This is a genomic window from Streptococcus orisratti DSM 15617, from assembly GCF_000380105.1.
Lineage (GTDB): Bacteria > Bacillota > Bacilli > Lactobacillales > Streptococcaceae > Streptococcus > Streptococcus orisratti.
This window is the reverse complement of record NZ_KB904453.1, coordinates 1-25,437: the sequence shown is the minus strand read 5'-3', so window position 1 is coordinate 25,437 and position 25,437 is coordinate 1. Positions and strand designations below refer to the sequence as shown.

The following is a 25,437-nucleotide window of genomic DNA, read 5'->3' as shown; positions in this document are numbered from 1 at the left end:
CATCAATACTTTGTACGATAAAGAAAACAACTCTGTAATATCTTTCCTCTAAAGGTATTGTGGAGTTGTTTTAATCTGTGAAAAAGGTCAAGTATCATCAAAATAGGTTCTCTTATACTCTTCGAAAATCAAAATTATCCGTTGTCAACTTGCCTTGATGAACTCAAGTTCTATCGTCGGCTTCGTTTCCTAGGCTACTTTTGATTTTCATTGAGTATTACAACTCCTTAAAACAGTTTTAATCAATTCAAAAGATAAATAAGACAACGTTTTGTCTGACAACATTAAATTCCAAACTTAAAGTGACAAATAAGCTTATCAAACTCATTAAGCACAATACTTTTGGCTTCAGGAAGATGAAAATAAAAAAAAAAAACGGTTTTTGATTGCTTTGGATATAAAGAAAGAGAGGGTACCTTCATCCTCTCTAGATATTAGTTTTCCATCAACCCACTAATTGATAAAAAGTCTATTTAACTTTCATGATACGTACCAGATTGGCACGTTCAGCTTCTTCTAATTTGAGTTCAATATAGTGTATTGTTTCTTCCAACTGGGGAATGGTAGAATATTCCAATCCGTTTACGCGACGGCGAGTTTTCTCGATTTCATCAGCCATAAGCTGACAAGATTTTTCAACCTCTGCCAAGCGCAGCAATTTTCCCACCAACCCCTCCATAGCTAAGAGGGTAGCATCCATCTCGCTATTGGAAGCAAGATAACTATACACCACGTCCCCGTTGTCATCACCATAGGGATTGTCGATGTGGCTATGCATCTTGGGAACATTAACGCTCATGACGTTTTCTGTTTCGATGAAAAGTTGAACTTCCTTGGTCGGAACCAAAAACATTTCTTCAATCATGGCATTATTTTCCAATGATTTAGCCATGACAAAGTCCTGCATATTACTCACCAGTGCCGCTTCAACTTCTTTACGAAGGTTATTATTTTCACGAATAAGATCAACAAAACGACGCATGAGTTCATCTCGCTTATCCTTGAGCAACTTGTGACCACGAGTTGCGGTTTTGAGACGATTTTTGAGATTGCTCAATTCCATACGCGTGGGTTTGACATTTAATCGTGCCATAGGCTACTCCTCCTCATGGCTACTCAGCATCTGCTTGTTTCTGAGGCAGATAGTAATCGAGCATATCGTCCTTAATACGCTTGAGTTCCGTACGCGGTAGGATAGAGAGCAATTCCCAGCCCAGATTAAGCGTCTCCTCAATGTTGCGATTAGTTTGGAAACCTTGATTGATGTACTCTTCTTCAAAACGTTTGGTGAATTTTACATACAGTTTATCTGTTTCTGACAGGGCGGACTCACCCAGTACAACAGCCAATTCAGCCGCTTGTTTACCTTGAGCATAAGCCGCGAAAAGCTGATTCATGGTTGCCGCATGGTCGCCACGCGTCTTGCCCTCACCAGAGCCCTTGTCTTTTAAACGTGATAGTGAAGGAAGCACATTAATTGGCGGACGATAGCCTGAGTTGTAAAGTTCATGGGATAGAATAATTTGACCTTCAGTGATGTAGCCTGTCAAATCAGGGATTGGGTGGGTAATGTCATCTTCTGGCATGGTCAAGATTGGAATTTGGGTGACAGAACCCTTCTTCCCTACCAAACGACCTGCACGCTCGTAAAGGGTTGATAGGTTGGTGTAAAGATAACCTGGGTAGCCACGGCGGCCTGGCACTTCACGGCGAGCTGCTGATACTTCACGAAGAGCCTCGCAATAATTGGTCATATCTGTCATGATAACTAGCACGTGCATGTCTTTTTCGTAGGCAAGATATTCGGCTGTCGTCAGTGCAATACGTGGTGTCGCAATACGTTCAATAGCAGGGTCGTTTGCCAAATTGATAAAGAGAACCGAGCGATCAATGGCACCCGTTTGACGAAGGTCATTCATGAAAAATTCTGCTTCTTCAAAGGTAATCCCCATCGCTGCAAAGACAACGGCAAAATTTTCATCCGAATTTAAGACTGTTGCCTGACGGGCAATCTGCGCCGCTAATTCATTGTGAGGCAGACCTGAACCTGAAAACACTGGCAATTTTTGCCCTCGAACCAGTGTATTCAAATGGTCAATCGCTGAAATTCCTGTCTGAATGAATTCGTCAGGATAGTCACGCGCCACTGGGTTAATAGCCTGACCATCAATATCTAGGTATTTTTCAGGAATGAGTTCTGGTCCACCATCGATTGGTTTTCCCATCCCATTGAAAATACGCCCAACCATATCTTCTGACACCGGCAATTCTAGCGGATGCCCTGTAAAACGAACCTTTGCTTTTTCTAGATTAATCCCAGAAGATCCTTCAAAGAGCTGTACCATGGCTTTGTCTTCGTGGACTTCTAATACCTGCCCCTGACGGACTTCGCCATTATGCAGTTTGATTTCCACCAATTCATTAAAATGAATCCCTTCAACTTGATCCACAATCATCAGAGGACCTACAACTTCGCTGACTGTTCGATATTCTTTGAGAACACTCATCTTAGATACCTCCCTTTGCTAATACTTGGTGAATGTCTTCTTTAACTTGACCTGCTAATGCCTTGATTTGGTCCAGATTGTCTTCTGAAATGTATTTACTGCGAGCCATGCGGTCACGGACTTGGCTGGTACCTTCCATGATTTCAGTGAAGTAGGCGCCTAGTCTGAGTGCTTCTTCCGCCTCATCAGCAAAATTAAGAATATTGCTGAGCATAGCTTCTTGTTTACCAAAGGAAGTAAAGGTATCCACAGAGTCAAAGGCATTTTGCTGCAAATAATCTTCACGGATTTGTTTGGCAACTTCCATGGTCAAGCGGTCTTGTTCCGACAGCGAATCAATCCCAACCAGACGCACAATTTCTTCCAAACTGGATTCACGTTGTAAGATATTCATAGCACGGGTCACCTTAGTAGCCCAGCCAGTATTTTGAACCTTATCGATATACTTACCAATCTCATCCTTGTAAAGTGAATAAGATGTCAGCCAGTTAATAGCAGGGAAATGGCGGCGTTGAGCAAGCGGTGCATCCAACCCCCAGAAAACCTTAACAATACGCAAAGTATTTTGGGTAACTGGCTCAGAAATATCTCCTCCTGGAGGGGACACAGCACCGATAGCGGTAATAGTTCCTTCACGCCCTTCACTACCAAGCACACGGGCACGACCAGCTCGCTCGTAGTATTCGGCAATACGGGAACCAAGATAAGCTGGGTAACCTTCGTCACCTGGCATCTCTTCCAAACGCCCTGACATTTCCCGCAAAGCTTCTGCCCAACGTGAGGTAGAGTCAGCCATTATGGCTACAGAATAGCCCATATCACGGAAATATTCTGCAATAGTAATCCCAGTATAAATAGAGGCTTCCCGCGCAGCCACGGGCATGTTGGACGTATTGGCAATCAAAACAGTCCGTTCCATAATTGACTGACCGGTATTTGGATCAATCAATTCTGGAAACTCATTTAGAACATCAGTCATCTCATTCCCACGCTCGCCACATCCAACGTAGATAACGATGTCCACATTGGCAAATTTAGCAATTTGGTGCTGCACAACGGTCTTCCCTGCTCCAAATGGTCCAGGTACAGCGGCGGCTCCCCCTTTTGTCACAGGGAAAAAGGTATCAATAACACGTTGTCCTGTGATAAGAGGTTCTTCTGGAATCAGACGTTGGGCAACAGGACGGCCTTTACGAACAGGCCATTTTTGCATGAGAGTCCCTTTGTAAATGCCCCCGTCAGCTTGTTCAATCTCATAAACCGTATCTGTCACAGTAAAGTCACCTGCTACAATAGATCGTACTTTCCCAGATATCTTATTTGGTACCATAATACGGTGCTCAACGACAAGCGTTTCTTGAACAGTTCCTAGAATATCCCCAGCTGACACCTCAGCTCCCACCTCAACCGTTGGCGTAAAGTTCCATTTAGCATCACGATCAAGACTGGGAAGTTCTACCCCGCGAATAAGAAAATCACTTTTTGTAGTTTGTTTAAAACGATCAAGCGGACGTTGAATACCATCAAACATTTCTGAAATTAGTCCGGGTCCAAGCTCAACAGACAAAGGACTTCCCGTTGTCACGACTGGTTCACCTGGACCAATACCTGAGGTTTCTTCGTAAACCTGAATAGAGGCTTTGTCTTGGCGCATCTCTATGATTTCACCAATCAAGCCTAAGTTACCAACACGACAAATATCCTGAATATTGGCCTCTTGCATGCCTGATGCCACTACCAACGGCCCCGACACTTTAATAATTTTTCCTTGGCTCAAGATTTTTCCTCCTGAAATAAGATTTAGCAGTCAAGAAGTGGCTTACCACCTCTCCTCTTCTTAGGAGGCTGCTTCTTTTATATAAATGATAATTGAATAGAATAGAGACTGTACTCTCAACCTATGGCTCTAAAAACTAATAGGCGACAAGATACACTGAGGTTTATAGAGTTGAAAACAGAGCTCAGCTTTTATGGTAAGTCAAAACTAACCTTCTTATCTAACAGCTTTTAGAACTAAAGTATGTTCTGTCCAACAGCTTTCTCGACATTATCTTGCACACGCTTAATTCCCAAGCCACTTGCTCCCTTATGAGTTGGAATGAGGATTACTGCAGGGGTTACCTGACTATCGTAATAAGCAATGGTCTCAGGGATATGCGTTGCAATATCCTCAGTCAAATAGATGATGCCATAGTCTGACTTAGCTAATTTTCTTAGGGTATTAATCGCATCCTGATTATTGTTAACTGGAAAAGTGTTAAAACCAATCATGCGAAAAGGCAGAATAGCATCGCGATTCCCAACGACACCAATTTTATATTTTTTACTGTCCATAAACTGGTCTCATCCTTTCTTTAACAGCTTCTAACGGCAAGTCATTGCAAATAGCTGACAAGAGCAGGCGCAGATTTTTCACTTCCAATTCACGACCAAGCAAGTAACGTGCCAAAACTAGAGGACCTTGAATCTCAAAGCGCGCCTGTTCAAGCAAATTGAACTGCAGTACATCATACAAATACTCCAAGTCCACTGCCGTAATACTACCTTGACGCATTTTTTCTTCATAATCTTTGAGATCAACCTTAAAACCATCTGGATTGACCTGGTTAAACCAGACCGTTAGTTCTTGATTTTCAACCAAGGTGATATAATCTTTCGGCGCTAGGTTGCCATCTTCGGATAAGAGTTGAAGCATAAAACTCTGCGGCTTCTTTTGGTCAAGAGCTCGCTTAACTGTAATTACGTTATAAAACTCAATCATCAGTTGAACAGCTTGGCTAAAGACTGAACTGTCAAACTGCTCTGCCATTTTTTTTAAGTGCTTAAAATAAGCTAAATCAGTTCCTACTTCTAGGACGCGAATATCCCTATAATCCTCATATTCAGACCAGATATCTCGTAGTTCCTCAACCATAAAGTTTGGGAAAAATTCTGAATGCAGAGTTGAAACCAAATGACTCAGTGCTTCTAAAGGCTGCTCTCCTATGGGTAACAAAAGTTGTGAAAAATCCTGTTTGCTGGCTTTTGCCTTAAACAAAACCTTGATGTTATGGTAGACATAGCGTAAGGAAAACATGGAAACAATGGCTTTGTCTGGCGTTTCTTCAAAAGCCCACTGGTATTCTGCCGCTAACGTCTTGATTAAGACCTGCTCAATGGCATCTAAATCCTCCAAGTCCTCTGCTGACAGGGGGTAAGGCGTTGATTGCAAAAGCAAGGCTAGCACCTCTCTGTCCTCAGCTTGAAGAAGCTTTTGAAAAAACTCTTCCGTCAAAAGACTGTTTTCCTTAACCGCAATGGTGATGTTAATCTGAGAGAATAGTGTTGAATCCATCAGTCACCTCCCTAATGTTCTTTGAAAATATCAGCAGCAATGTGTGAACTTTCTTCTTTGTAAATAGAGTCAACGAGGGTGTCATAAAGGTAGGTGTCATCCACTTTCCCATTTGAAATAACAAAGCCAGCTTGATCGGGAAGTGCTAGCGTTTCAAAACTAACCATTGGAAACTCTGTGCGTAATTGACTGAGGACTTCAGTGGCTAGCTTATCAGCAGTAATTTGCCCAAAGATGACCTTAATCTCTTCATCCTTATATTTTTTTAAAACCGATTGGAGAAAGGTCAGTTCATTAGCTAAACTCCAAGAGGCCATCTGCTCCTGAGCCGCTGTGAAAAGTTCCTTTAAAATGTTTTGTTTAGACACCAAGGTTGATTGTCGCTCTTGATTACGAATTTGCTGAGCTTCAACTTGGAAACGCTGATTAATTTCTTTTAATCGACTTTGGCGCTCTGCTTCTTTATCAAGTAACAGTTGTGCCTTACGATTTTCAAAATCTTTCTCCAATTGAGTCTTAGCTGCCTCTAACCTGAGCTGTCCTTCTTGGTGAGCCTGTTCGATAATCGATATTTTTAGTTTGCTAACGTCACTCACAAAGAGACCTCCTTTTTCATCTTTAGCTAGGTTTTATAACCTTATACTCAACGAAAACCAAAAGTAAGGATGTTAAGGTAGAATATCACACTCATCACATCAAGCTAACAACATCTAAATTTGATTTTCCCAGAGTATCTTTTCTCTTTTTGAAAGAGAAGCTTATCCCACGCGGAGTGTCAAGATAAAGGAGACAACGAAAGCAAGGATGGCATACGTTTCTACCATGGCTGCTAAAATGGCACCCTTCATGAATTCTTCTGGGCGTTTCGCTAAAATTTGCATCCCCGCAACCGCTACGTTTCCTTGATGTTTAGCTGAGAAGTAACCAACAATAGCAACAGGTAGGGCAACAAAGAAGTAAGCCACTCCTTTTTCAAGCGCAAGGTCTGGTGACAATTGCAACCAAATCAAGATTCCAATAACAAAACCATAAAGTCCTTGAGTCCCTGGCAAGAGTTGCAAGATAAGAGCTGAGGCAAACTTTTCAGGTTGTTCTTTCAAAAGAGCAGCCGCAGCCTGACCAGCTTTACCAACACCGTAAGCCGACCCCATACCACTCAAAGCGACAGCAAAAACAATGCCAAGAGCAGCAAAGAAGGCGCCGCCATGTGTTGAAAAGTAAGATGCTAATGATTCCATTTTTATTCCTCCAAATGAGTTTTTCTAATTTTAACGTATTTTTCAGCTGACTTGAGCGGTTGGAAAGCCTTTCCGCCACCCTCATAGAATTTACCGAAGAATTCCACAAACATCAGACGAGCGCCATGAACATAACCTGACAAGAGGGACAGGAAGATATTGATGGCATGTAGTAGAATGAAAATAACAATACCAATGCTAAAGCGAGCCACTGGTGGGAAAATATTGACAATCAGATTAAAGGCAGATCCGATACTTGCTCCTGACAATCCTAGGGCCATTAAGCGAGTAAAGCTGACCAAGTCCCCAACATATCCGCTAATATTGTAAAGATTGTACAAGCCTGTTCCCAAGCCAACCAAACTTTTAGCTTGGAAAATAGAAACGGCAACAATTCCCACAGCATTGGCAATGGCTAGAACTGCTCCAATAGTTCTCAGCACTCCCATACCTGGCATCATTGTCCCCAAAGCAATCAAGAGGATTCCAATTAAGATCAGACACCAAGCGAAGCCTGAATTATATGCCTCACCATAATCTTTCATGCGCAAGCGCTGCATACCACCTAACAAGAGACCAACGATAACCGTCACAAAACCGAAGGCTACCGACAGCATCAAAATCGTCATGACATCCGTTGTGGTTGAAATAAGAACAAGTGGCAAGGTAAAGCCAAAGAAAGAGCCGTAAACGATTCCCCATAGCGAAACCGCAACGCCTAAAATATTAAAGAACTTGATAAAACGACGTGTTCCCTTTGATAGATTGAAGCATTTCAGTGCTAGAGCCGTTACAATAACCATGAAGAGGCCATAGCCCAGATCTGCCACCATCATTCCAAAAAAGGTAAAATAAAATGGCGCTAAAATCGGGGTGGGGTCTTTTTCATAGTATTTTGGTAGGGCATACATCTCCGTAACCAACTCAAATGGTTCAATCAGAGGATGATTTTTCAACTTAATGGGAACTTGATCCCAGTCATCTTCCTCAACTTCAAATTCTTGAACAAAGACACTGTCGCCAAATTGTTGAGCAATTTCCGCCTTCAAGTCAGCTACCTCTTCTGCTTGAACCCATCCTTCCAAGGCTATTAAATGCTTGGTACTGGCCAGATTGTATTTGACCTTTTGGCGCGAATAAAGCCCTAGAACGTAATCTGTCTGCACCTGTAAATCTTGTAGTGCTTGTCCAGAATCTTGCAGCTCCGCAATCAGAGATGCTTTCTCTCTTTCAAGCTTTTGACTTTTTTCTTTAAGCTGCGTAATCTTTGTAGCTGGCAGGATAGGTTCATCATAGTCAAACGCTACAAAACCATAATCTTGCAAAGGAATGTCCTGCTTCGCTTCATAGAAAATTATCACTCCATACTCAAGTTCAGAGTTAAAAACATCCTGACAGGTAATATAGGGATTGTCCTTAAGTTTATGGTAAAACCCATCATCAGCGGTCTTAGGAACGCTGCCGACAATTGCTTTGATAAATTCAAAACGTTCAAGTTCCTTTGGACTGACCTCCAAGTCCCGCCAGTTTGACAAACGGTCAATCTCTGTTTGACTTTCGGCCAGTTGCCGTTCTAAAAGTTGCACACGAGCAATTTTAGCATTAATCGTTTCCAATAATTTTTCAGCTACATGCCCTTGACCGAAATTCTCTAACTCGTTAAAAGATAGGGTAAAGTCTGGTCGACATAAAGACTTAAGTAAGCCTTCTTTGGGTAAATACCTGTTTAACTTTTCAATGGTCATCTCCAAAGATTGCTGTCTCCTAGAAAGGTAGGACAATGCTTCATCTCCAGATAAGAGACCTTTCTTGCTTTCCAAGTGAATTTGAGGTAACTGAACCTGGTTCTGCGCAAAAGCATCTTGCCAATCTGTCAACTGGCTGATTTCTCGAACTTGGACAATCTGTGAAGCCTGTAAAGCCAACAAAACCGCGTCTAAGCTTTCTTTAGGGAATACCAGAGATACCTTTTCCATTTGACTAATAGCCATACTTCTCTACCACCCTATCCACAATTTGCTGAACCAGATCATCTTTTTTATCCGTCAAGACTGACCTGACATTACTCTCATTTTGGGTAATCGTCTTGGCAAGACTTTCTTTTAATTGCGCAATTTCTTGAGCTAACTTTTCTTCTAATGCTGCCACTTCAGCTTGAGTTTCACGATCATAATCTGCTTTGATGACGTCCAAATCTTGATCAGACCGCACTCGCAAGTCTTGAATCTGAGCATCATAATCTGCCAAAACTTGTTTGGCTTCATTTTCAATTCCTTGCATTGTCTCTAAAATGGAATTTGCCACCGCGCCACCTCCTCTCAATAATTACCCTTCTATTTTACCAAAATTCTAATCATTTAGATAATTCAATATTAAGTTTTTACTATTTATTTCATAGAAACTTTCAATTTTTTGAGTAATCCACCAACAAATTCGAACATTTCTCATATTAAAAAACCATCATGCTGAGAACAGGATAATTCTTTGGTTTACTTATTCACTAAATTCATTCTGGCGCCAATCACCCCTGCATCATTACCAATGAAAAATGGCAGAGTAAAAGCATACTGAAATGCTTTAATAATTTCTTGCTAATCTGCCCAGCCAAGATTGTAAGCACCAATAACCGTACCAGCCTTGACATCCACTTTGCCTGATGACCCCACACCGATTCATGTGAAATCGTCCGTCGTTAGCTGGTAGAGATTCAAGTATTCCTTGATAGAAGTAATGATGTCTGGCACAATGTGTTTACTGCTATCCAAACTGTTAGTTTTAATTGATCATTTTTCTAAAATGTCATCATCTTGGGAGAGATGATGACCAACTTTACACTGGTTTCTCCTAAATCTACACCAATCATGTTTTCGTCATTTTTTCCTTTCAAGCGCAATAGTTGTCTAAGAAAACTGCCACACCATCTTTATCATTACTTTCGGTAATATAATCACTTTCTTGTTTGAGACTAGTTATCGCATTGTCTACTGCTACACCAACTTTGGCCAGACGTATCATTTCTAGATCATTATTATTGTTGCCAAAAGCCATAAGATTGTCCGAACTCAACTGCAATTTATCCAATAAAATCTTAAGAGCTTTAGCTTTGTTGTCACCCTTTTGCATAATTTCTAAGTAAAAGGCTTCACTTTTATTAAGGGAGAAGAGATTGCCAAAAACTTGTGCAAATACTGCAATAGCCTTATCTAGCTGCTTCGGTTCACCAACAGCCATAAGTTTAATAATAGGTTCAGAAACATAATGTTTATCTGCTAACACCGTAATAGGAAGACTACCTAAATAAGACTCTCGTATTGTTAAAGGATGAATTGAACTATTGTAGGTATACATTTTATCCATAGACATGGCATGAACTCCCAAACCATACTTTGCAAAAAATTTGCTGATATGGTAGAAATCCATCGGTGACAAACTAGCGCTATGCAAAATAGTCTTACCATCACAAGTTTGAACCAAAGAACCATTATAAGAAACAGTGTAATCACTACCATCTAGTCCAATCTCATCAATCAAGTGCACCATTCCATTGAAAGGGCGTCCAGTGCAAAGCACTACATGCACACCAGACCTCTTCAACCGCTGGAGAGCCAGCTTATTTTTTTCAGAAATCTGTAAGTGGCTATTCAGCAGGGTTCCATCTAAATCCGTTGCCACCATTTGAATAGTTGTCATAAGAAATCCTTTCTACATATAACCTTTAAAATAGCTTTGGAACACCTTCACATTTGATTTTTGTTGCTACAATTACTCTATACCTAAACTTTTTATCTGATAGTCATTTATTTAACAATAATAAAATCCTGCAAGGAGATTATTTGCAGGATTTTTCAGTAACAATGTTCTAAGCGATAGTCACTTTACGTGAATTAACCCCTTTAATCGGGATTGGAATATAGGCTGTACGTGTCACAACAGTCAACTCAACATCATGTTCCCCAGCAGACAACCCTCCATCTTGAATGATACGAACTTTCAAAGGGACATCATATTCCCATTTATAGGTTGTTACAGTCGTCATTTCATCAAGTGTAAACCAGTCTTGACCTTCAGCGCTGCAGCGGATAGCTTCCCGAGGGATATCTTGTCCATCAACTTTAACAGCAATCTCATTAACCATTGACAACGGGATAGCACGGTAGTAAGTAATATAGGTTTCTAATTCAAAACCAACTATTTTCCCATCAATAACTGTATTTTTACAAGAATCTTTTTTAAAGACATTATTATCAAACATTGTCTTTCCTCCTAACCTTCAATTTCTGCAATAGCTTCGCGCAAGAGTTTTTGATGGGCAGCTACCTGTTCTTTTTCAACCATTGGGTTTCCCGGAAGGATCCAACGATTTCCTTCGTATTCAGTTGCCACATAACCATCATAACCTTTGTCATGAAGGTACTGAAGAATCTTCTTATAATCAATGGAGTATTCAATACCTTCATCAGTCATTTCCCAAAGTTTGAAATGGAAATGCTTGATATAAGGAATCAAATCATCAAGAGCTGATAATGGCGTATTTTCATAACCATCTGCCAACATGATATAAGGCATATTTTTAGGCGTTGCAAACTTTTCAAGCTCTGGAACCATTTTACGATCACGAGAAATCAAATGTGTTCCGTCAAGACCCTTATCAAATTGTGCATTGAACAAATCAATAACACCACGGTCAACACCCAATACCTTTTCGTTGAAATCATTGAAGACACGTGGAATAGCATGGCAGAAAATACCCGTATCAACAACAATACCACAATAAGGTGAATTAACCCGCTTCATTTCTTCAATGAATTTAGCTGTTGCAGGTTCGTTAAAGCTCATACCAGCATGAATCTCAAGAGCAAAAGCAACATCATATTTTTCAGCATAAGGAAGCAAGGGTTCAATAACGAAACTTGGAACCATTGATACCAAACGAATCAACTTGAAGCCCAGACGATTAGCTAATTTGATTTCATCAATCAATAGGTCAACGCATTCTTTCTCCGTCAATGTTCGATTGTTATAAAGATTAGTGTTCAAGAAAACATCATCACAGACAGGCTTTGATTTCGTTTTTGCCATGATACGATCCCATTCAGCTAAGGTTTCATCAGTTGGATGTGGTGTCCCATGCAGCATTTGGTCAGGCAAAATTTCAAAACCTTGCACTTGGTTGTCATCAAGGTATTCCATAATATCTTCAAGAGACATACGACCATTCATAAATTCATCTTGTAAGCTATAGAGGCTTACAGCAGTTTTTATACTCATGATTTTCTCCTATTCTTGTCTTAAATCACAAAATTTCTCAAATAGCGTGTGCTAAGTGTGATAGAGTTGCGCACAGCCAGATCATCCTTTTCAAATGATTTATCTTCAACCTCGATGCAAGTATATCCTTCATAGCCAATATCAGTCAAAGCAGAGACATATTTACCCCAATCAACATCCCCAAGTCCTGGTAATTTAGGACTCATGTATTGGAGTGGTGTTGCCATGACACCAACATCTTTCAATTTGTCTTCAAAGACTTTAATGTCTTTGTAGTGAACATGGAAGATTTTATTCTTAAATTCATAAAGTGGCGCAATGTAGTCAATTTGTTGCCATACAAAGTGTGAGGGGTCATAGTTGATACCAAAATTGTCGTAAGGTAAAATTTCAAAGACTTGACGCCAAATTGCTGGTGTAGTAAAGAGGTTTTGTCCACCAGGCCACTCGTCATCAGTAAAGAGCATTGGACAGTTTTCAATGGCAATTTTAACACCTTTTTCAGCTGCATATTCAATAATTGGAGGCCAGACTTTTTTTACTTCTTCTAAATTTTCTGAAACTGACTTACTTGGCATACGACCAATAAAAGTTGTCACCATATTAACGCCCATCAAGGCCGAGGCATTGATTACTTTGTAAAGATGGTTAATAACAGTTTGACGTTTTTCTAAATCTTCATCAAGCGGATTAGGATAATAAGCTAAAGAAGAAATAGCAACCCCTCTATTGGCAGCATAGTTCCTGAGCTCTGCTGCTTTTTCAGCAGTCAAATTTGCCACATCAATATGAGATACCCCAGCATAACGACGGGCAGCTTTTTCTTGTGGCCAGCAAGCCACTTCAACACATTCCAAACCATTTTCGGCGACCACATCAATTAATTCGTAAAAATCTGATTTGTCTAAAATCGCTGATACTAAACCTAATTTCATTATTTCACACTTTCTATCAAATAGAGAACTCGCTCTACAAGCGAGCTCTCACTCATTCCTTATTCAAATGCAACACTACGATGTTCTTTAGCAGACACACGGATAGCATCCATTAGTTTCATCAAACGAAGAATTTGTTCTGGTTTAACAACCAAGTCACCTTTGCCAGTCACATAATCATAGTATGCATCAAAGTAATCGCGGTGCTGAGTATTCACTTCTGGAAGTGGCTCCGTTACAATTCGTCCCTCTGGCGCAGGGCCAAATGAGCGTGTTGGACCAGCTGCCGTCATAGTAATTTGGCCAGGAACATTACGAAGTAAATCAGTTGTACGTGTAATCTTCCCTTGTGGATGAAAACCATCAATCTTGGCACTGCCTTCGTTACCACCAAGGAACCAATGACGTTCAAACCAGCCATCTTCATCACTCAAAAAATAGGTTCCCAGTTCAACTTGACCAGTTACACCATTTTTAAACTGAAGTTGAATGTTGAAATAGTCATCAACATCTTTATTAATGATATTTTTTACCGTCGCATAAACTACTTCAATTTCGCTTTCAACCATGAATAACATTTGGTCAAGGAGGTGAATTCCCCAATCATAAAGCATACCGCCACCAAATTCTGGATAAATGTGCCAATCATGCATATTACCGTTGAAGCCATAGAGACTATTTTGAATGGTATAAGTATCGCCAAGCGTACCGCTTTGATAGACCTCACGCGCAATACGATAATCCTTATCCCAGCGACGTTGATGGTGAATAGTAAAACGTACACCTGCTTCTTCAACAGCTTTTTGCATTTGAGTAAATTCTTCTGCATTCATAGCAGCTGGCTTTTCACAGATAATATCTTTACCAGCGGCAGCTACTTTTTTGACCATTTCCAAGTGAAGATGATTAGGAACAGCAATAATCACCGTATCAATAGCATCATTTTTCAACAATTCATCCGCAGTTAAATAAGTTTCATAGCCTTCTTGGGCATTTTCTAACTGCATTTTATTGATATCGCAAACTGCAACTAACTCTGCATATTCTAAGTCATCTGTAATCATTTTGGCATGAGTTTGCCCCATAAAACCAAAACCGATAATACCAAAATGTAGTTTCTTTTCTGTCATGTTTCTTACCTCATGCCGCTTCGTCTTACTTAGTCATCAAAAACAACTACTTGACCAGTTTCAGCTGATTTGTAGATAGCTTCAAGGATACGAGTAACTACGATAGCTTGTTCTGGTTTAACCATTGGTTCTTTATCGTTGATGATAGCATCAATCCATTGTTGTGCTTCTGCATCACGTTGCTCAAGGCTTGCACCTGCAAATCCAAAGACACCACCAGCTTCAGAAGGTTTTGTTTCTTCCAATTGACCATGGGCAGCCTTGTTAAAGACAACATATCCTTGGTCCATGAAAGCTGCACCAAACATTTCAGCTCCGCCTTTGTCACCACAAAGAGTTACTTGTGCCTCTTTAGGGTTAATCATATTAAGCGCCCAAGCAGCTTCAAGGAAAATAGTAGCGCCATTTTTCATTTTAATAAGACCAAAAGCTGAATCTTCAGTTTCAAAAGTTTCAGGGTCCCAAGGACCAAACATATTCCCCATTGGATTATCTTTTAATTTTTGGTAAGTTGAACCAAGAACCATAGCCGGTTCGTAATTATCCATATACCAAAGAGTCAAGTCAAGGGCATGAGTACCGATATCAATAAGTGGGCCACCACCTTGTTTCGATTTATCTGGGAAAACGCCCCAAGTTGGCACACCTTTACGACGAATTGCATGCGCTTTAGCAAAGTAAATGTCACCAAGTTCACCATTTTCACAAGCATCTTTAGTTGCCAATGAGTCTGCACGGAAACGGTTTTGGTAACCAATAGTCAATTTCTTGCCTGTTCGTTTAGCTGCATCAAGCATGGCTTTAGCTTCTTCATAGTTGATAGCCATTGGTTTTTCACACATAACGTGTTTGCCACCTTCAAGTGAGGCAACTGTAATTTCTGAGTGAGATACATTTGGTGTCAAAACATGGATAACATCAATGTCAGGATGGTTAGCAATATCACGGTAGTCTGTTGTTACAAGAGCACCTTCTACACCGTATTCTGCTGCCGCTTTAGCAGCTCGTTCTTCAATAACGTCACAGAAAGCGACGATTTCAAGTTTGTCAGATAGTTTTGCAAGAGCTGGGAAATGTTTGCTGTTGGCAATTCCACCACATCCGATGATACCGAATTTAAGTTTAGTCATGAGATGACCTCCGTTTTTTTGTTTTGTTATCGTTTACATTTATTATTATAGACCTTAGCTAAGAAAATGACTTGTCACTTTTAACTTGTCTACTCCATCATTTTTACAGACTTTTAAAAAAATAAAAAAGTCAAAATAAAAAAGTACCAACTTATTTGATACTTTTTTATTATTCACTACAAAAGTCTCCTAAATTCAACAAGGATAACTTCTAAAGGTTTGAGGATAAGCTTCTCAAGTAACTTAGATTCATGCACTTGGACCTGTTTTTGGTAAATAGTTGGTTGAATTCGTAACTTTAAAAAATCAAGCATTCTTACATCAAATTGTTTCAAAGCCGTGTATTTTCTAGCTTCGTCAAGGGCATTACCATCTTTTGGACCTAAAATAGAAAAGGTTACCTGATAGGTTCCATTTGGAATATTAGTAAGTTCAACTTGTAAATGTCGCCCTTGAGTCTCAAAAACATAGTTTTGACTTTCATGAAGATTAATATCCCTACTGCTAGAATAGTAATCCGTTAACTTTTGATGATTATGTGCCAAAATTGTATAGGATCCTGCCCTATCAGTGGTCAAAATAAGTCCATCCTCTTTGGCAATAAGGTAATCCTGTAGACGACTTTTAAAGTCATAGGCAAATAATTCTACCTTAGGCAAGCCAGATTTGGTCACGAGCCCAGATGAACCAATAAATTCCGCAGAATTAGCCAGTTCTAAACTCCAATCATCTAGCAAACTAGCATAGCCGATTTTTGCAAATTTATCTTCATTATGTTCTAAAAAGGCCAAACAATACCCCGACTTATAGGCTGAGTCATTGATGTCATCCAAATTGTCAGCTGTTAAATTATAACCTGATAAAATAAAAGGAACTCTGGTTCTGCTAATAGCTAAAAAATCATCAATTTTACGTGAAATTGCTTTTACATTTGAACCTAGAACGATATTCTCTCTTGATGAATATAGGCTAGGTTCTTTGACAATGGGCAAAGCTTCAATTGCGATGAAATCAATACTATCTTCTAAATCAGGATACCCCATAAGTTGTTCCATTTTGTCTTTATCAGCATAGATATTAAAGTCGCCAAAACCACATTGAAGGTCTGAGCTCATTTGTTTTAGGGCAAAACAAAGGCGCTTGTACTCACTAACAGTTTCTTGACTGATTACCTGACTGCAGAATTCAATGTAATATTGACTGAATTGTTTAGCTCCATAACGTTGATATAAACTTTTTAAATAATTTAAACTGCGATTATTGACAATAGAATCTGATAACTCTATCACCATATAAGGCTTAATCTGCCTGTCCTCTAAAAAATCCAGGAAACTATCAAAATATACCTCTTCCTTCTTCTGTAAATCAAGTGGAAAGCGCAGCGTATCCAAAGTAAGTTTGGATTGTATAAACTTGATTTTCCTATAAGTCTGATAATCTCCTAAAGCCTCAAGATTTAAGAGATTCCAAATATACTTGGAGGTCTGAGATTTTTTACTTTGGCTAGCATTAAAACTAAAATTACTTTTTGAAGCCTCCATAAAGGATTGGAAATCATCAAAGCTTATTTTTTCTTCTGTTCCGGTGCTATCGACTAGCTCTTTACTATGTTCTTGGCGCCATTCTCTGGGAGATAAACCATACTTTTTTCTAAATAAGCGATTAAAGGAATTGAGATTTTTAAAGCCCACTTCATAAACCAAACTGTTAATTGGAGTATCACTTGTGGCTAATAAAAGTTCAAATTTTTCAAAACGTTTCTCTTGTAAATACTTGCTGAAGGTGTTGTCGAAATGCTTCTTCATGAAACGGGACATGGATTGTTTGGAGACATAGAAGACCTCAGCTAGACCTTCAAGGGACAAATCCTCAGAAATATTCTGATTAAGATAAGCTTCTATATTTTCAACTGATAGTTGCCACTTATTTCCTTCTAGTTTAACCAGATACTTCTGTTCCAACTTACTGATAATCTGAAAGTAAAGGGCATTTACCTCCCAGTAAGATGCTGACTCTTTTTCCAAATAATAAAGGCGTAACATCCTACCTAAAGATTGTGATAGGGTTGAATTACTGGCTTCCCCTTTACTCTTTGAATCACCTTCAAAAATGTCTATCTTTCCCTTGTCCTCATTTTCAGACCAATAAGCGAATTCTATAGCATAGAATCGACTACTTCTTTCAGCATTCAAAATTTTGACAGTTGTAAAATTAGGTACTACAAAAAATTCACCTAATCCAAAAGTCATGGTGTAATCATCAAAAGCCACCTCAATTTTTCCCGAGAGAACATAAACTAACTTAGCATTTTCGGTAAAATTTGTAATAGCATCTTTTGCTTTTAATTGTATGATGGAAACATTTTCCCAAATTTTAGTTTTAGTCATAAAAGTATTTTATCCATAAGTAAAGAAAAAAGCAAAACAAATTGTCTTGCTTTATGAGTTTATAAGTTTGCTCCATTCGAAGAGATAACTTTTTGATACCAATGATAGGATTTTTTAGGAGTACGATCTAGACTTCCATTACCTTCATCGTCAAGATCAACATAGATGAGACCGTAACGTTTTTCGATCATACCTGAACTTGCACTGATAATATCAATTCCTGACCACGGTGTGTATCCAATAATCTCAACACCATCATCCATGGCATTTTTTAGCTCTTTAAGATGTTCTCTAATGTAATCGATACGGTAGTCGTCTTCGATTGGATTATTGTCTTCCATTTTTTCAAGTGCAGAATAGCCATTTTCCACAACAAAGAGTGGCAATTGATAACGAGAATAAAGTTCGTTCAAAGTAATTCTGAAGCCAAGTGGATCAGACTGCCAGCCAAAATCATTTGATTTGAGGTAAGGATTTTTTAGCGTGCTGTTAAGATTAGCTCCTGCACGTTGCAAACTTGCTTTATCTGCTGCAGTTAAACGCGATGAATAGTAGCTGAGTCCAACAAAATCAACCGTATTTTCCTTAAGAATTGTCAAATCTTCATCAGTTATATCAAGCTCAATACCTTCACGTTTTAGCTTATTAGTCAATGAATAAGGGTAAACACCTTTAACTTGAACATCAATGAGGGCATATTCTTTTTCGTTTTCTTGGTAAGCTTCCCAGACATCTTCTGGATTGCAAGAGTAAGGATAGGTCATACCAGCTCCCATCATGCAGCCAATTTGGAAATCTGGATTAATTTCTTTACCAATTTTAACAGCCAGAGCAGAGGCTACCAATTGATAATGAGCACCTTGATATTTAGCCTGAATTACATTTTCTTCTTTGGTCGGATTAATTAGACCACCAACCAGAGGAAGGCTCAAAATCATATTGATTTCATTGATGGTCATCCAATATTTAACCTTGTCTTTGTAGCGTTTGAAGACCGTTTCAGCATAACGGGCAAAGTGACCAATCAATTCACGATTTTTCCAGCCTCCAGAATAGTAAAATTCAAAAGGTGTGTTGAAGTGATTGAGAGTGATAACAGGTTCAATGCCATAGTTGAGACACTCATCAAAAACTCTGTCATAGAAAGCTAAGCCAGCTTCATTCGGCTCTTCTTCTGTTCCATTTGGGAAAATACGTGCCCAGTTAATTGATGTTCTCAGGGCCTTAGCACCGAGGTCAGCAAACCGCTTGATATCTTCTGGATAACGGTTATAGAAATCAATAGCACGATGACTTGGGTAGTAATCGTAAGTTTTCCCCAAGGCAATGTCAATATCTGCTGTCGCTTGGTATCGTTCATTGTTGGCATTGGCTACGACATCATCCATAACCAAGCCTTTACCATCTTTTAAGGCTTCACCTTCCGCTTGGGAAGCACTCATGGCTACTCCCCACAAAAAATTTTCTTTCATAATTTCACCTATTTTTCGTTTTTATACATCATGAGTGTGAGCACAAAGCCTGCAATCGTACTCAAGACAATCGTTGCTACTGTAACAACCAAGCCTACAGGTAAACCTGAACCACCTTGTTCAATAAATCCTGGGACAGCAAAGATACCACCTGGTGCCAATTGAACCAATTTCACACCAAAAAATCCAGCAGCAGCTCCACCAATACCTGAGATAAGACACATAGTTGCTAACAGTTTTTTGTTTTCAAGAATAAATCCATAAAGAGCTGGTTCGATAACACCTGGTACCCAAGCTGAGAAACCAGCTGACCATGCCAATGATTTTTGAGCTTGAGATTTTTGTTTAAGTGCGATAGCGAACATAGCACCTGCAATGGCAAAACCATGAGCTGTAATCATTGGGAAGATAACATCGTAACCATTGATAAAGAAGTTTGTAATAGCAATTGGAACAATAGCACTATGAAGTCCAATACTAACAAGAAGAATCCAGAATCCGCCAAGTAAAGCACTGATGATAGTTGGGTTAATATTGTAAAGAGCCATCACTGAATTAGCTAGGAATGAACTGATGACATTCGCGATTGGGCCAATAACAATAACAGAAATTGGCAAAGAAATAAGAAGAGTCAAAAGTGGTGTTCCGAAACTTTCAACAAGGACAGGTAATTTCCCTTTGAAAGCATGATAAACTTTTGCTGTAAAGTATACTGATAGGATAGTTGGAATGATTGTCGTTGAATAATCATTAAAGATAACTGGAATACCAAAGAAATCTGTTGCTACATTACTTTGAATCATAGTTCCAGTAAAAAGAGTTTTTACATTTTCAGTATTAGACAAGAGGGAAACTAATGTTGGATAGAAGAAGATAGCCCCCACTGCAATCCCTATTGTTTCATCCAATTTGAAACGTTTTGCTGCTGAATAACCTACAAATAGAGGTAAGAAATAGAAGAAGACATTTGAAACCCCATATAAGAGATTATAAGCACCACTATCAGAAGCTAACCATCCTAGAGAATTAAAGAGAATAACAAACCCTTTGATAATCCCTGCTGCCGCCATGATATTAACCATAGGTAGCATGATACTAACAATAGTATCAATGAAGACACCTAGCGGATTTTTCTTTTTGTCAGATACTTTTTCTTCCTGGTCTTTTTGAGCAAGATCATTAGAAACTATAGATGGATACATTGATACAAGCTCATTATAAACATCTGACACATGATTTCCAATAACCACATGGTATTGACCACCTGACGGAAGAGCTGTTAGGACGCCTGTCAAATTCTTCAATTCATCTGCATTAAACTTGCTTTCGTCTTTAAGAACAAAGCGAAGACGTGTCGCACAGTGAACAACAGTTTCAACATTAGATTCGCCACCAACATTTGTAACGATTTGATTGATAAGATTTTCGTATTTCATAATCTTATGCTCCTTTGAAATATTATGCTATTATTATAGCTTTTAGCTCAAGGGGACAAGAGTACTTTTTATACCTACTTATTGAAAAAATATATCATAAATTATACTGAATTTTATAAAGTATCGTAAAAATGATTTTTTGGAACAATCATATTTAATCAATTCCATTGTCATCAGTTAGCCGTCCGCTGGTGTCTTTGACATGGTCATAAACTGTAACTTGAATTTTGCTTGCTCCTGCTTCTCGCAAACGCTCAATAGTCGGAATTTCATTATCTTCTGGAATAACTGTTGTGTCGTCTTTAGAGTAAACAAAGTAGAGTGGCAAATCTTTTAGTTTCTCAATATCATCATCGGTGACAAATTGATCTCCCATAGCTTCACAAAGTAGCATGTAAGCATCATATTCTGTGCCGTATTCTCTAGCTAAAATCATCCCCATATAACCGCCATTAGAGCAGCCTGCGATAATGACTTTTTTAGCACCAACTTTTTCTTTGTACTCCGCAATCAATTCATGGAGTGATTCAGTGTAGTGAGAAGTTCCGTCTGAAACGATACGCCCATCAACCAACTCATCGTTACCACTTTTATCCATCCAGAAACTTGGAGATTGAGGTACTAGGACATGTGCACCACCAATTGTTTTTTGAAAATCTTCTTTCGCTAGGTTTGCGGCTTCATTTCCCAAAAGACTGATATAAGGATCCGTATTTTCCTTACCACCTTTCAAAAGACCATGGAGCCAAACCACTAAGGTATCGCTGTCCTCATCAGGTTCAGAATAAGCATATTGATACTTAGTGCCATCACTTGCTTGATAAGAGTCTAGCATAAATTCCTCTGCAGAATGTGATAAGTTCGTCATCTTCGGATTAATGTCTAATGACGTCACTTGGCTACCTCCTCCTGTCAAATCGCTATCCTCAGAAAGCTTAACAGTGACATCATAAAGTTTTGGATATTGACTAGTTGGTGAATACGGAGCTTGTATGAAATAGCGGCCATCATTTGGACCAACTGTCATTTCAATCGTTAAATAATCACTATTCTTGTCCTGCTTTTCACCATTTTCATCACTAGCATAGGCCTCAATAACTGTTCGATCAAAGTCTGTCTCAACAAGACCTCTCTCAGGCTCCATCCAATTGAAAATTTCCTTTTTCTCAGAAATCAAGAAATCATCTCCGGAAATCGTTGAAGCGTCGATTTCCTTATCCAGTTTAAGAGTAATTTTATTGATACTTTCTCCCCAATCGTCTCCTTGGAGATAAGCTGAGTAAGTGCCTGTGACATCCACACTTTCTGCTATTTTATCATTTTGACAAGCAGCGAGTCCTGATACCAAGCACAAAGTTGTTGCAAAAGTTACATATTTTTTCATGATTCTCCTCAATCCAAATTTTCACCATTAGAGGCAATCACATCATGATACCAATAAAAAGAATCTTTGCGGCAACGTTTGAAACTTCCTTTGCCTTGATTATCTACATCAACGTAGATAAAACCGTAGCGTTTATCAATCGTTCCTGTTGAGAGAGCCATAAGATCAATAGCACTCCACGGAAGGTAACCAATCACGTCAACGCCTTCTGAGATCACATTTTTCAGAGCTTTGATATGTTCTCTAAGATAAGCAATGCGGTAGGAATCATGTACCCGCCCTTCAACTAACTCATCACGGGCACCTAGCCCATTTTCTACAATCATAATTGGCAACCCATAGCGGTCATAGACACGGTGCAAGAAAATTTCCAGACCTTTTGGGTCAATCTGCCAGCCAAATTCGCTCTCTACCAAGTAAGGATTGCTTAGTCCAGTTAATAAGTTGCCACTTACAACTTTTGCATTTGGATCAATACCTATACAATAACTCATATAGTAACTGCAGGAATAGAAGTCAACGGTTCCCTGTTTCAAGACAGATTTATCTTCATCCTCCATCTGAATTTGGATTTGATTTTCTACAAAATATTCTTCTATGTAGTATGGATACTCTCCTCTGATCATCACGTCACTACAAAACATATTTTTGACAAGATTTTCTTTATCTGCTAACCGCACATCTTCAGGATTTGGTGTTAAGGGATAATTTAACATAGATGCTATCATACAACCAAATTGAAATTTTGGTTTTATAGCTTTGCCTAGCCTCACGGCTTTTGCGCTCGCAACAAACTGATGATGCAAACATTGCATCCTAAGCTGCAATGTGTTCTCAGGAGAATGAATTGAACTAAATACTCCACCTGCTGTCATAATGCCAAAAGGTACAAACAAACAGTTGATTTCATTAAACGGTAACCAATAACGCACCTTGTCTTGATAACGCTCAAATAGTGTCTTACAATACTTTAGATAATAATCAATCATTTTACGATTAGACCATCCACCTCGAAGTGCCAACTCAAACGGTGGTTCATAATGTGAAATCGTCACAATTGGTTCAATATTATACTTAGCTAGCAAATCAAAAATTTTATCATAGAAAACCAAGCCAGCCTCATTGGGTTCATCTTCTAATCCTGTGGGGTAAATACGCGTCCAAGCAATTGACATACGATAGGAGTTAATCCCCATTTCTGCCATCATAGCAATATCTTCTTCATAATGGTGATAAAAATCAACTGCTTGGTGAGAAGAGTAATAACGTCCCTCTAGCACTCCATTCGTCTCTTCACGAAAATGCTCTGCTTGAGCCAAAACATCAACGACGCTGACCCCCTTGCCATTCTCATTCCAGGCCCCTTCAACTTGATTTGCTGCTGTAGAAGCTCCCCATAAAAAATTTGTTTTCATCTTCTTCCTCCTTCCAAAAAAGGAAACAGGATATTAGTCTAATATCCCATTTCACATAAGTCCTACGTATTTTGTTCTTCATTAAATCCCATAACATAGGTAATAGCAAAGGTAACAGCAAAAGCAAGGGCTGCACTGATAATAGCTGTAACGATATTGCTATTTTTACCAATAAAGATAGGCAAAGATAAAAGACTAGGGCTGACAAAACTATAGGCTGTTAGGTGTAAAAGACCTGCAAGGCACCCTGATACCAAAGAACCAAGTAACATCGCATAGAACGGACGTTTGAAACGAAGGTTAACACCATAAAGAGCTGGCTCTGTAATACCTACTAAGGCAGAAACTGTCGCAGAAGCAGCCAAACTCTTCGTCCGTTTATTTTTAGCTCTTACAGCGACTGCAGCAGCTGCAGCACCTTCAGCAATATTAGCAATCAGACCCGATGGAATCAAAACGGCATCGAAACCTTGTGAGGCAAACATTGTGATGATTAGTGGAATCAAGGCATTGTGCATACCGGTCAAGACAAGAAGTGGGAATAAGGCAGCGTTCAAACCAACAGCAATCCAGCCCCATTGATTCATCAAGTTTGAGAAAACTTGGAAATAATCTCCCAGAACACTACCAAGTGGCGCAATAATAACCAGCATTATAGGTGCTGTAATCAGTAAAGTTAGCATTGGACGCAAGAAAATTTTAACGATATTTGGTGAAATTTTGTTGGTAAACGTATCAACATATTTAGCCAGCCAAACAGTCAAGATAACTGGCAATGCTTGTGCACTGTAATCAACAATTTTCACTGGTAAACCAGCCAAGCTTGTGTAAGTTGCAGAGTTATCTCCTGCTAATTTTAACAAGGTTGGATGAACAAGAATAGCTCCCAAAACCATACCAATAAAAATATCCACATTCATACGCTTAGCTGCTGTGTAACCAACTAGAATTGGCAAGAAATAATAAACACCATCACCAATCATATTAAGCAACTGGTAGGTTGAGTCATTAGAGTCCAAAACTTTAAAGGTTACTAAAAGCGACAACAGAACCTTAATCATCCCACTACCAGCAATCACTGGAATAAGGGGAGTAAAACAGCTAATGAAGACATCTAGGGCGTTATTCAAATAGCCCTTGATTCCTTTTGGTTTTTCAGGTAGTTGGTCTGCCTCAACTTCACCTTGAAGTTTGCTATGCTCAAACAGTTCCGAGAATGCCCGATAAACATTCTCAATCTCTTTCCCAATGATAATTTGATATTGACCACTGGCCTTAGCAACACCAATAACACCATCAAGATTTTCAATGACATCGGTATTTGCATTAGACTCATCTTTCAATTTCAAACGTAGTCTTGTAACACAATGCGTCACTGACTCAATGTTAGATTCTCCGCCGACATTAGCTAGAATGTCTTGACTAAGCTTTTTGTAATCCATAGCTTATCTCCTCTTTGTTTTTTGATGCCTTTATTTTACGGAAAAATAGCAGAGCTTTCTTCTTAATTTTTATCTTAACAATAAAAAATAATTAATCTGTTATATCTAAAAATGATATACTCCCCTTATGGTGGACAGTGAAAAAACAAAAATTTTCACTAGAAACTATAAAGGGAGTTTTATTATGTCCAAAAGAAGTCCAAAGTCTGTCTCTGAGAAACTAGAAATTGTTCTACTCCACTTGGAAGCTGGGAAATCACTTAGCTGGTTAGCTAGGCACCATGGTGTGTTTAAAGACACCCTATCGAACTGGGTTCGGAAGTACAAAGAATCTGGTATTGAGGGGCTAGAGGAAAGCC

22 protein-coding genes and 1 pseudogene are annotated in these 25,437 nt (G+C 39.1%); 2 read left to right on the top strand and 21 right to left on the bottom strand.

The features are described 5' to 3' along the window. Positions 1 to 287: 287 nt before the first annotated feature. Positions 288 to 438 (top strand): annotated as a pseudogene (locus A3I7_RS14815) (ISL3 family transposase); the annotation flags it as partial. Positions 439 to 469: 31 nt separating this feature from the next. On the opposite strand, the gene A3I7_RS0102435 reads toward A3I7_RS14815, so the two are convergent. The 21 genes from A3I7_RS0102435 to A3I7_RS0102330 form a co-directional block, all read right to left on the bottom strand. Continuing rightward, positions 470 to 1,093 (bottom strand): V-type ATP synthase subunit D, encoded by a 624-nt coding sequence (locus A3I7_RS0102435; protein ID WP_018375196.1) that lies wholly within the window; start codon positions 1,091 to 1,093, stop codon positions 470 to 472. A 19-nt stretch (positions 1,094 to 1,112) separates the two neighbouring features. Beyond that, the gene (locus A3I7_RS0102430; RefSeq protein WP_018375195.1) at positions 1,113 to 2,507 is read right to left on the bottom strand and encodes a V-type ATP synthase subunit B; all 1,395 of its coding nucleotides are present in this window, start codon (positions 2,505 to 2,507) and stop codon (positions 1,113 to 1,115) included. A 1-nt stretch (position 2,508) separates the two neighbouring features. Next, on the bottom strand, positions 2,509 to 4,284 hold the full coding sequence (locus A3I7_RS0102425; RefSeq protein WP_018375194.1) for a V-type ATP synthase subunit A: 1,776 nt from the start codon (positions 4,282 to 4,284) through the stop codon (positions 2,509 to 2,511). 236 nt (positions 4,285 to 4,520) lie between these two features. Then, the gene (locus tag A3I7_RS0102420; RefSeq protein ID WP_018375193.1) at positions 4,521 to 4,841 is read right to left on the bottom strand and encodes a V-type ATP synthase subunit F; all 321 of its coding nucleotides are present in this window, start codon (positions 4,839 to 4,841) and stop codon (positions 4,521 to 4,523) included. Further along, on the bottom strand, positions 4,831 to 5,841 hold the full coding sequence (locus tag A3I7_RS0102415) for a V-type ATPase subunit (RefSeq protein ID WP_018375192.1): 1,011 nt from the start codon (positions 5,839 to 5,841) through the stop codon (positions 4,831 to 4,833). The genes A3I7_RS0102420 and A3I7_RS0102415 overlap by 11 nt, the downstream gene beginning before the upstream one ends. A gap of 11 nt (positions 5,842 to 5,852) precedes the next feature. Further along, entirely contained in the window at positions 5,853 to 6,437 is a 585-nt protein-coding gene (locus tag A3I7_RS0102410; protein ID WP_018375191.1) for a hypothetical protein, read from the bottom strand. Between the two features lie 162 nt (positions 6,438 to 6,599). Further along, positions 6,600 to 7,079 carry a V-type ATP synthase subunit K gene (locus tag A3I7_RS0102405; RefSeq protein WP_018375190.1) on the bottom strand — a complete coding sequence of 160 codons (480 nt, stop codon included), beginning with the start codon at positions 7,077 to 7,079 and terminating at the stop codon, positions 6,600 to 6,602. Positions 7,080 to 7,081: 2 nt separating this feature from the next. Beyond that, positions 7,082 to 9,070 carry a V-type ATP synthase subunit I gene (locus A3I7_RS0102400; RefSeq protein ID WP_018375189.1) on the bottom strand — a complete coding sequence of 663 codons (1,989 nt, stop codon included), beginning with the start codon at positions 9,068 to 9,070 and terminating at the stop codon, positions 7,082 to 7,084. Next, complete coding sequence (locus A3I7_RS0102395) at positions 9,060 to 9,383, bottom strand: hypothetical protein (protein WP_018375188.1); 324 nt, start codon at positions 9,381 to 9,383, stop codon at positions 9,060 to 9,062. The genes A3I7_RS0102400 and A3I7_RS0102395 overlap by 11 nt, the downstream gene beginning before the upstream one ends. Before the next feature lie 579 nt (positions 9,384 to 9,962). Then, positions 9,963 to 10,769: a Cof-type HAD-IIB family hydrolase gene (locus tag A3I7_RS0102390; protein ID WP_018375187.1), complete on the bottom strand. Its 807-nt coding sequence runs from the start codon at positions 10,767 to 10,769 to the stop codon at positions 9,963 to 9,965. A gap of 169 nt (positions 10,770 to 10,938) precedes the next feature. Then, a complete protein-coding gene (locus A3I7_RS0102385) occupies positions 10,939 to 11,331 on the bottom strand; it encodes a C-glycoside deglycosidase beta subunit domain-containing protein (protein WP_018375186.1) in 393 nt (130 codons plus the stop codon). Between the two features lie 11 nt (positions 11,332 to 11,342). Further along, entirely contained in the window at positions 11,343 to 12,347 is a 1,005-nt protein-coding gene (locus A3I7_RS0102380; protein ID WP_018375185.1) for a sugar phosphate isomerase/epimerase family protein, read from the bottom strand. A gap of 20 nt (positions 12,348 to 12,367) precedes the next feature. Next, positions 12,368 to 13,282 (bottom strand): sugar phosphate isomerase/epimerase family protein, encoded by a 915-nt coding sequence (locus A3I7_RS0102375; RefSeq protein ID WP_018375184.1) that lies wholly within the window; start codon positions 13,280 to 13,282, stop codon positions 12,368 to 12,370. A gap of 59 nt (positions 13,283 to 13,341) precedes the next feature. Further along, a complete protein-coding gene (locus A3I7_RS0102370; RefSeq protein WP_018375183.1) occupies positions 13,342 to 14,412 on the bottom strand; it encodes a Gfo/Idh/MocA family protein in 1,071 nt (356 codons plus the stop codon). 29 nt (positions 14,413 to 14,441) lie between these two features. Beyond that, a complete protein-coding gene (locus tag A3I7_RS0102365; protein ID WP_018375182.1) occupies positions 14,442 to 15,542 on the bottom strand; it encodes a Gfo/Idh/MocA family protein in 1,101 nt (366 codons plus the stop codon). 176 nt (positions 15,543 to 15,718) lie between these two features. Further along, positions 15,719 to 17,929: an AraC family transcriptional regulator gene (locus A3I7_RS0102355; protein ID WP_018375181.1), complete on the bottom strand. Its 2,211-nt coding sequence runs from the start codon at positions 17,927 to 17,929 to the stop codon at positions 15,719 to 15,721. Positions 17,930 to 17,988: 59 nt separating this feature from the next. Further along, positions 17,989 to 19,401, bottom strand: coding sequence for a glycoside hydrolase family 1 protein (locus A3I7_RS0102350; RefSeq protein WP_018375180.1), 1,413 nt, complete (start codon positions 19,399 to 19,401; stop codon positions 17,989 to 17,991). A gap of 8 nt (positions 19,402 to 19,409) precedes the next feature. Then, positions 19,410 to 20,837 (bottom strand): PTS transporter subunit EIIC, encoded by a 1,428-nt coding sequence (locus tag A3I7_RS0102345; protein WP_018375179.1) that lies wholly within the window; start codon positions 20,835 to 20,837, stop codon positions 19,410 to 19,412. Between the two features lie 154 nt (positions 20,838 to 20,991). Continuing rightward, positions 20,992 to 22,221 carry an alpha/beta hydrolase gene (locus tag A3I7_RS0102340; protein WP_018375178.1) on the bottom strand — a complete coding sequence of 410 codons (1,230 nt, stop codon included), beginning with the start codon at positions 22,219 to 22,221 and terminating at the stop codon, positions 20,992 to 20,994. 8 nt (positions 22,222 to 22,229) lie between these two features. Further along, entirely contained in the window at positions 22,230 to 23,636 is a 1,407-nt protein-coding gene (locus tag A3I7_RS0102335) for a glycoside hydrolase family 1 protein (protein WP_018375177.1), read from the bottom strand. Positions 23,637 to 23,698: 62 nt separating this feature from the next. After that, on the bottom strand, positions 23,699 to 25,078 hold the full coding sequence (locus tag A3I7_RS0102330; protein WP_018375176.1) for a PTS transporter subunit EIIC: 1,380 nt from the start codon (positions 25,076 to 25,078) through the stop codon (positions 23,699 to 23,701). A gap of 184 nt (positions 25,079 to 25,262) precedes the next feature. Here A3I7_RS0102330 and A3I7_RS0102325 point away from each other — a divergent pair. Further along, a partial coding sequence (locus tag A3I7_RS0102325; RefSeq protein ID WP_018375175.1) for a helix-turn-helix domain-containing protein occupies positions 25,263 to 25,437 on the top strand: 175 nt, incomplete at its 3' end.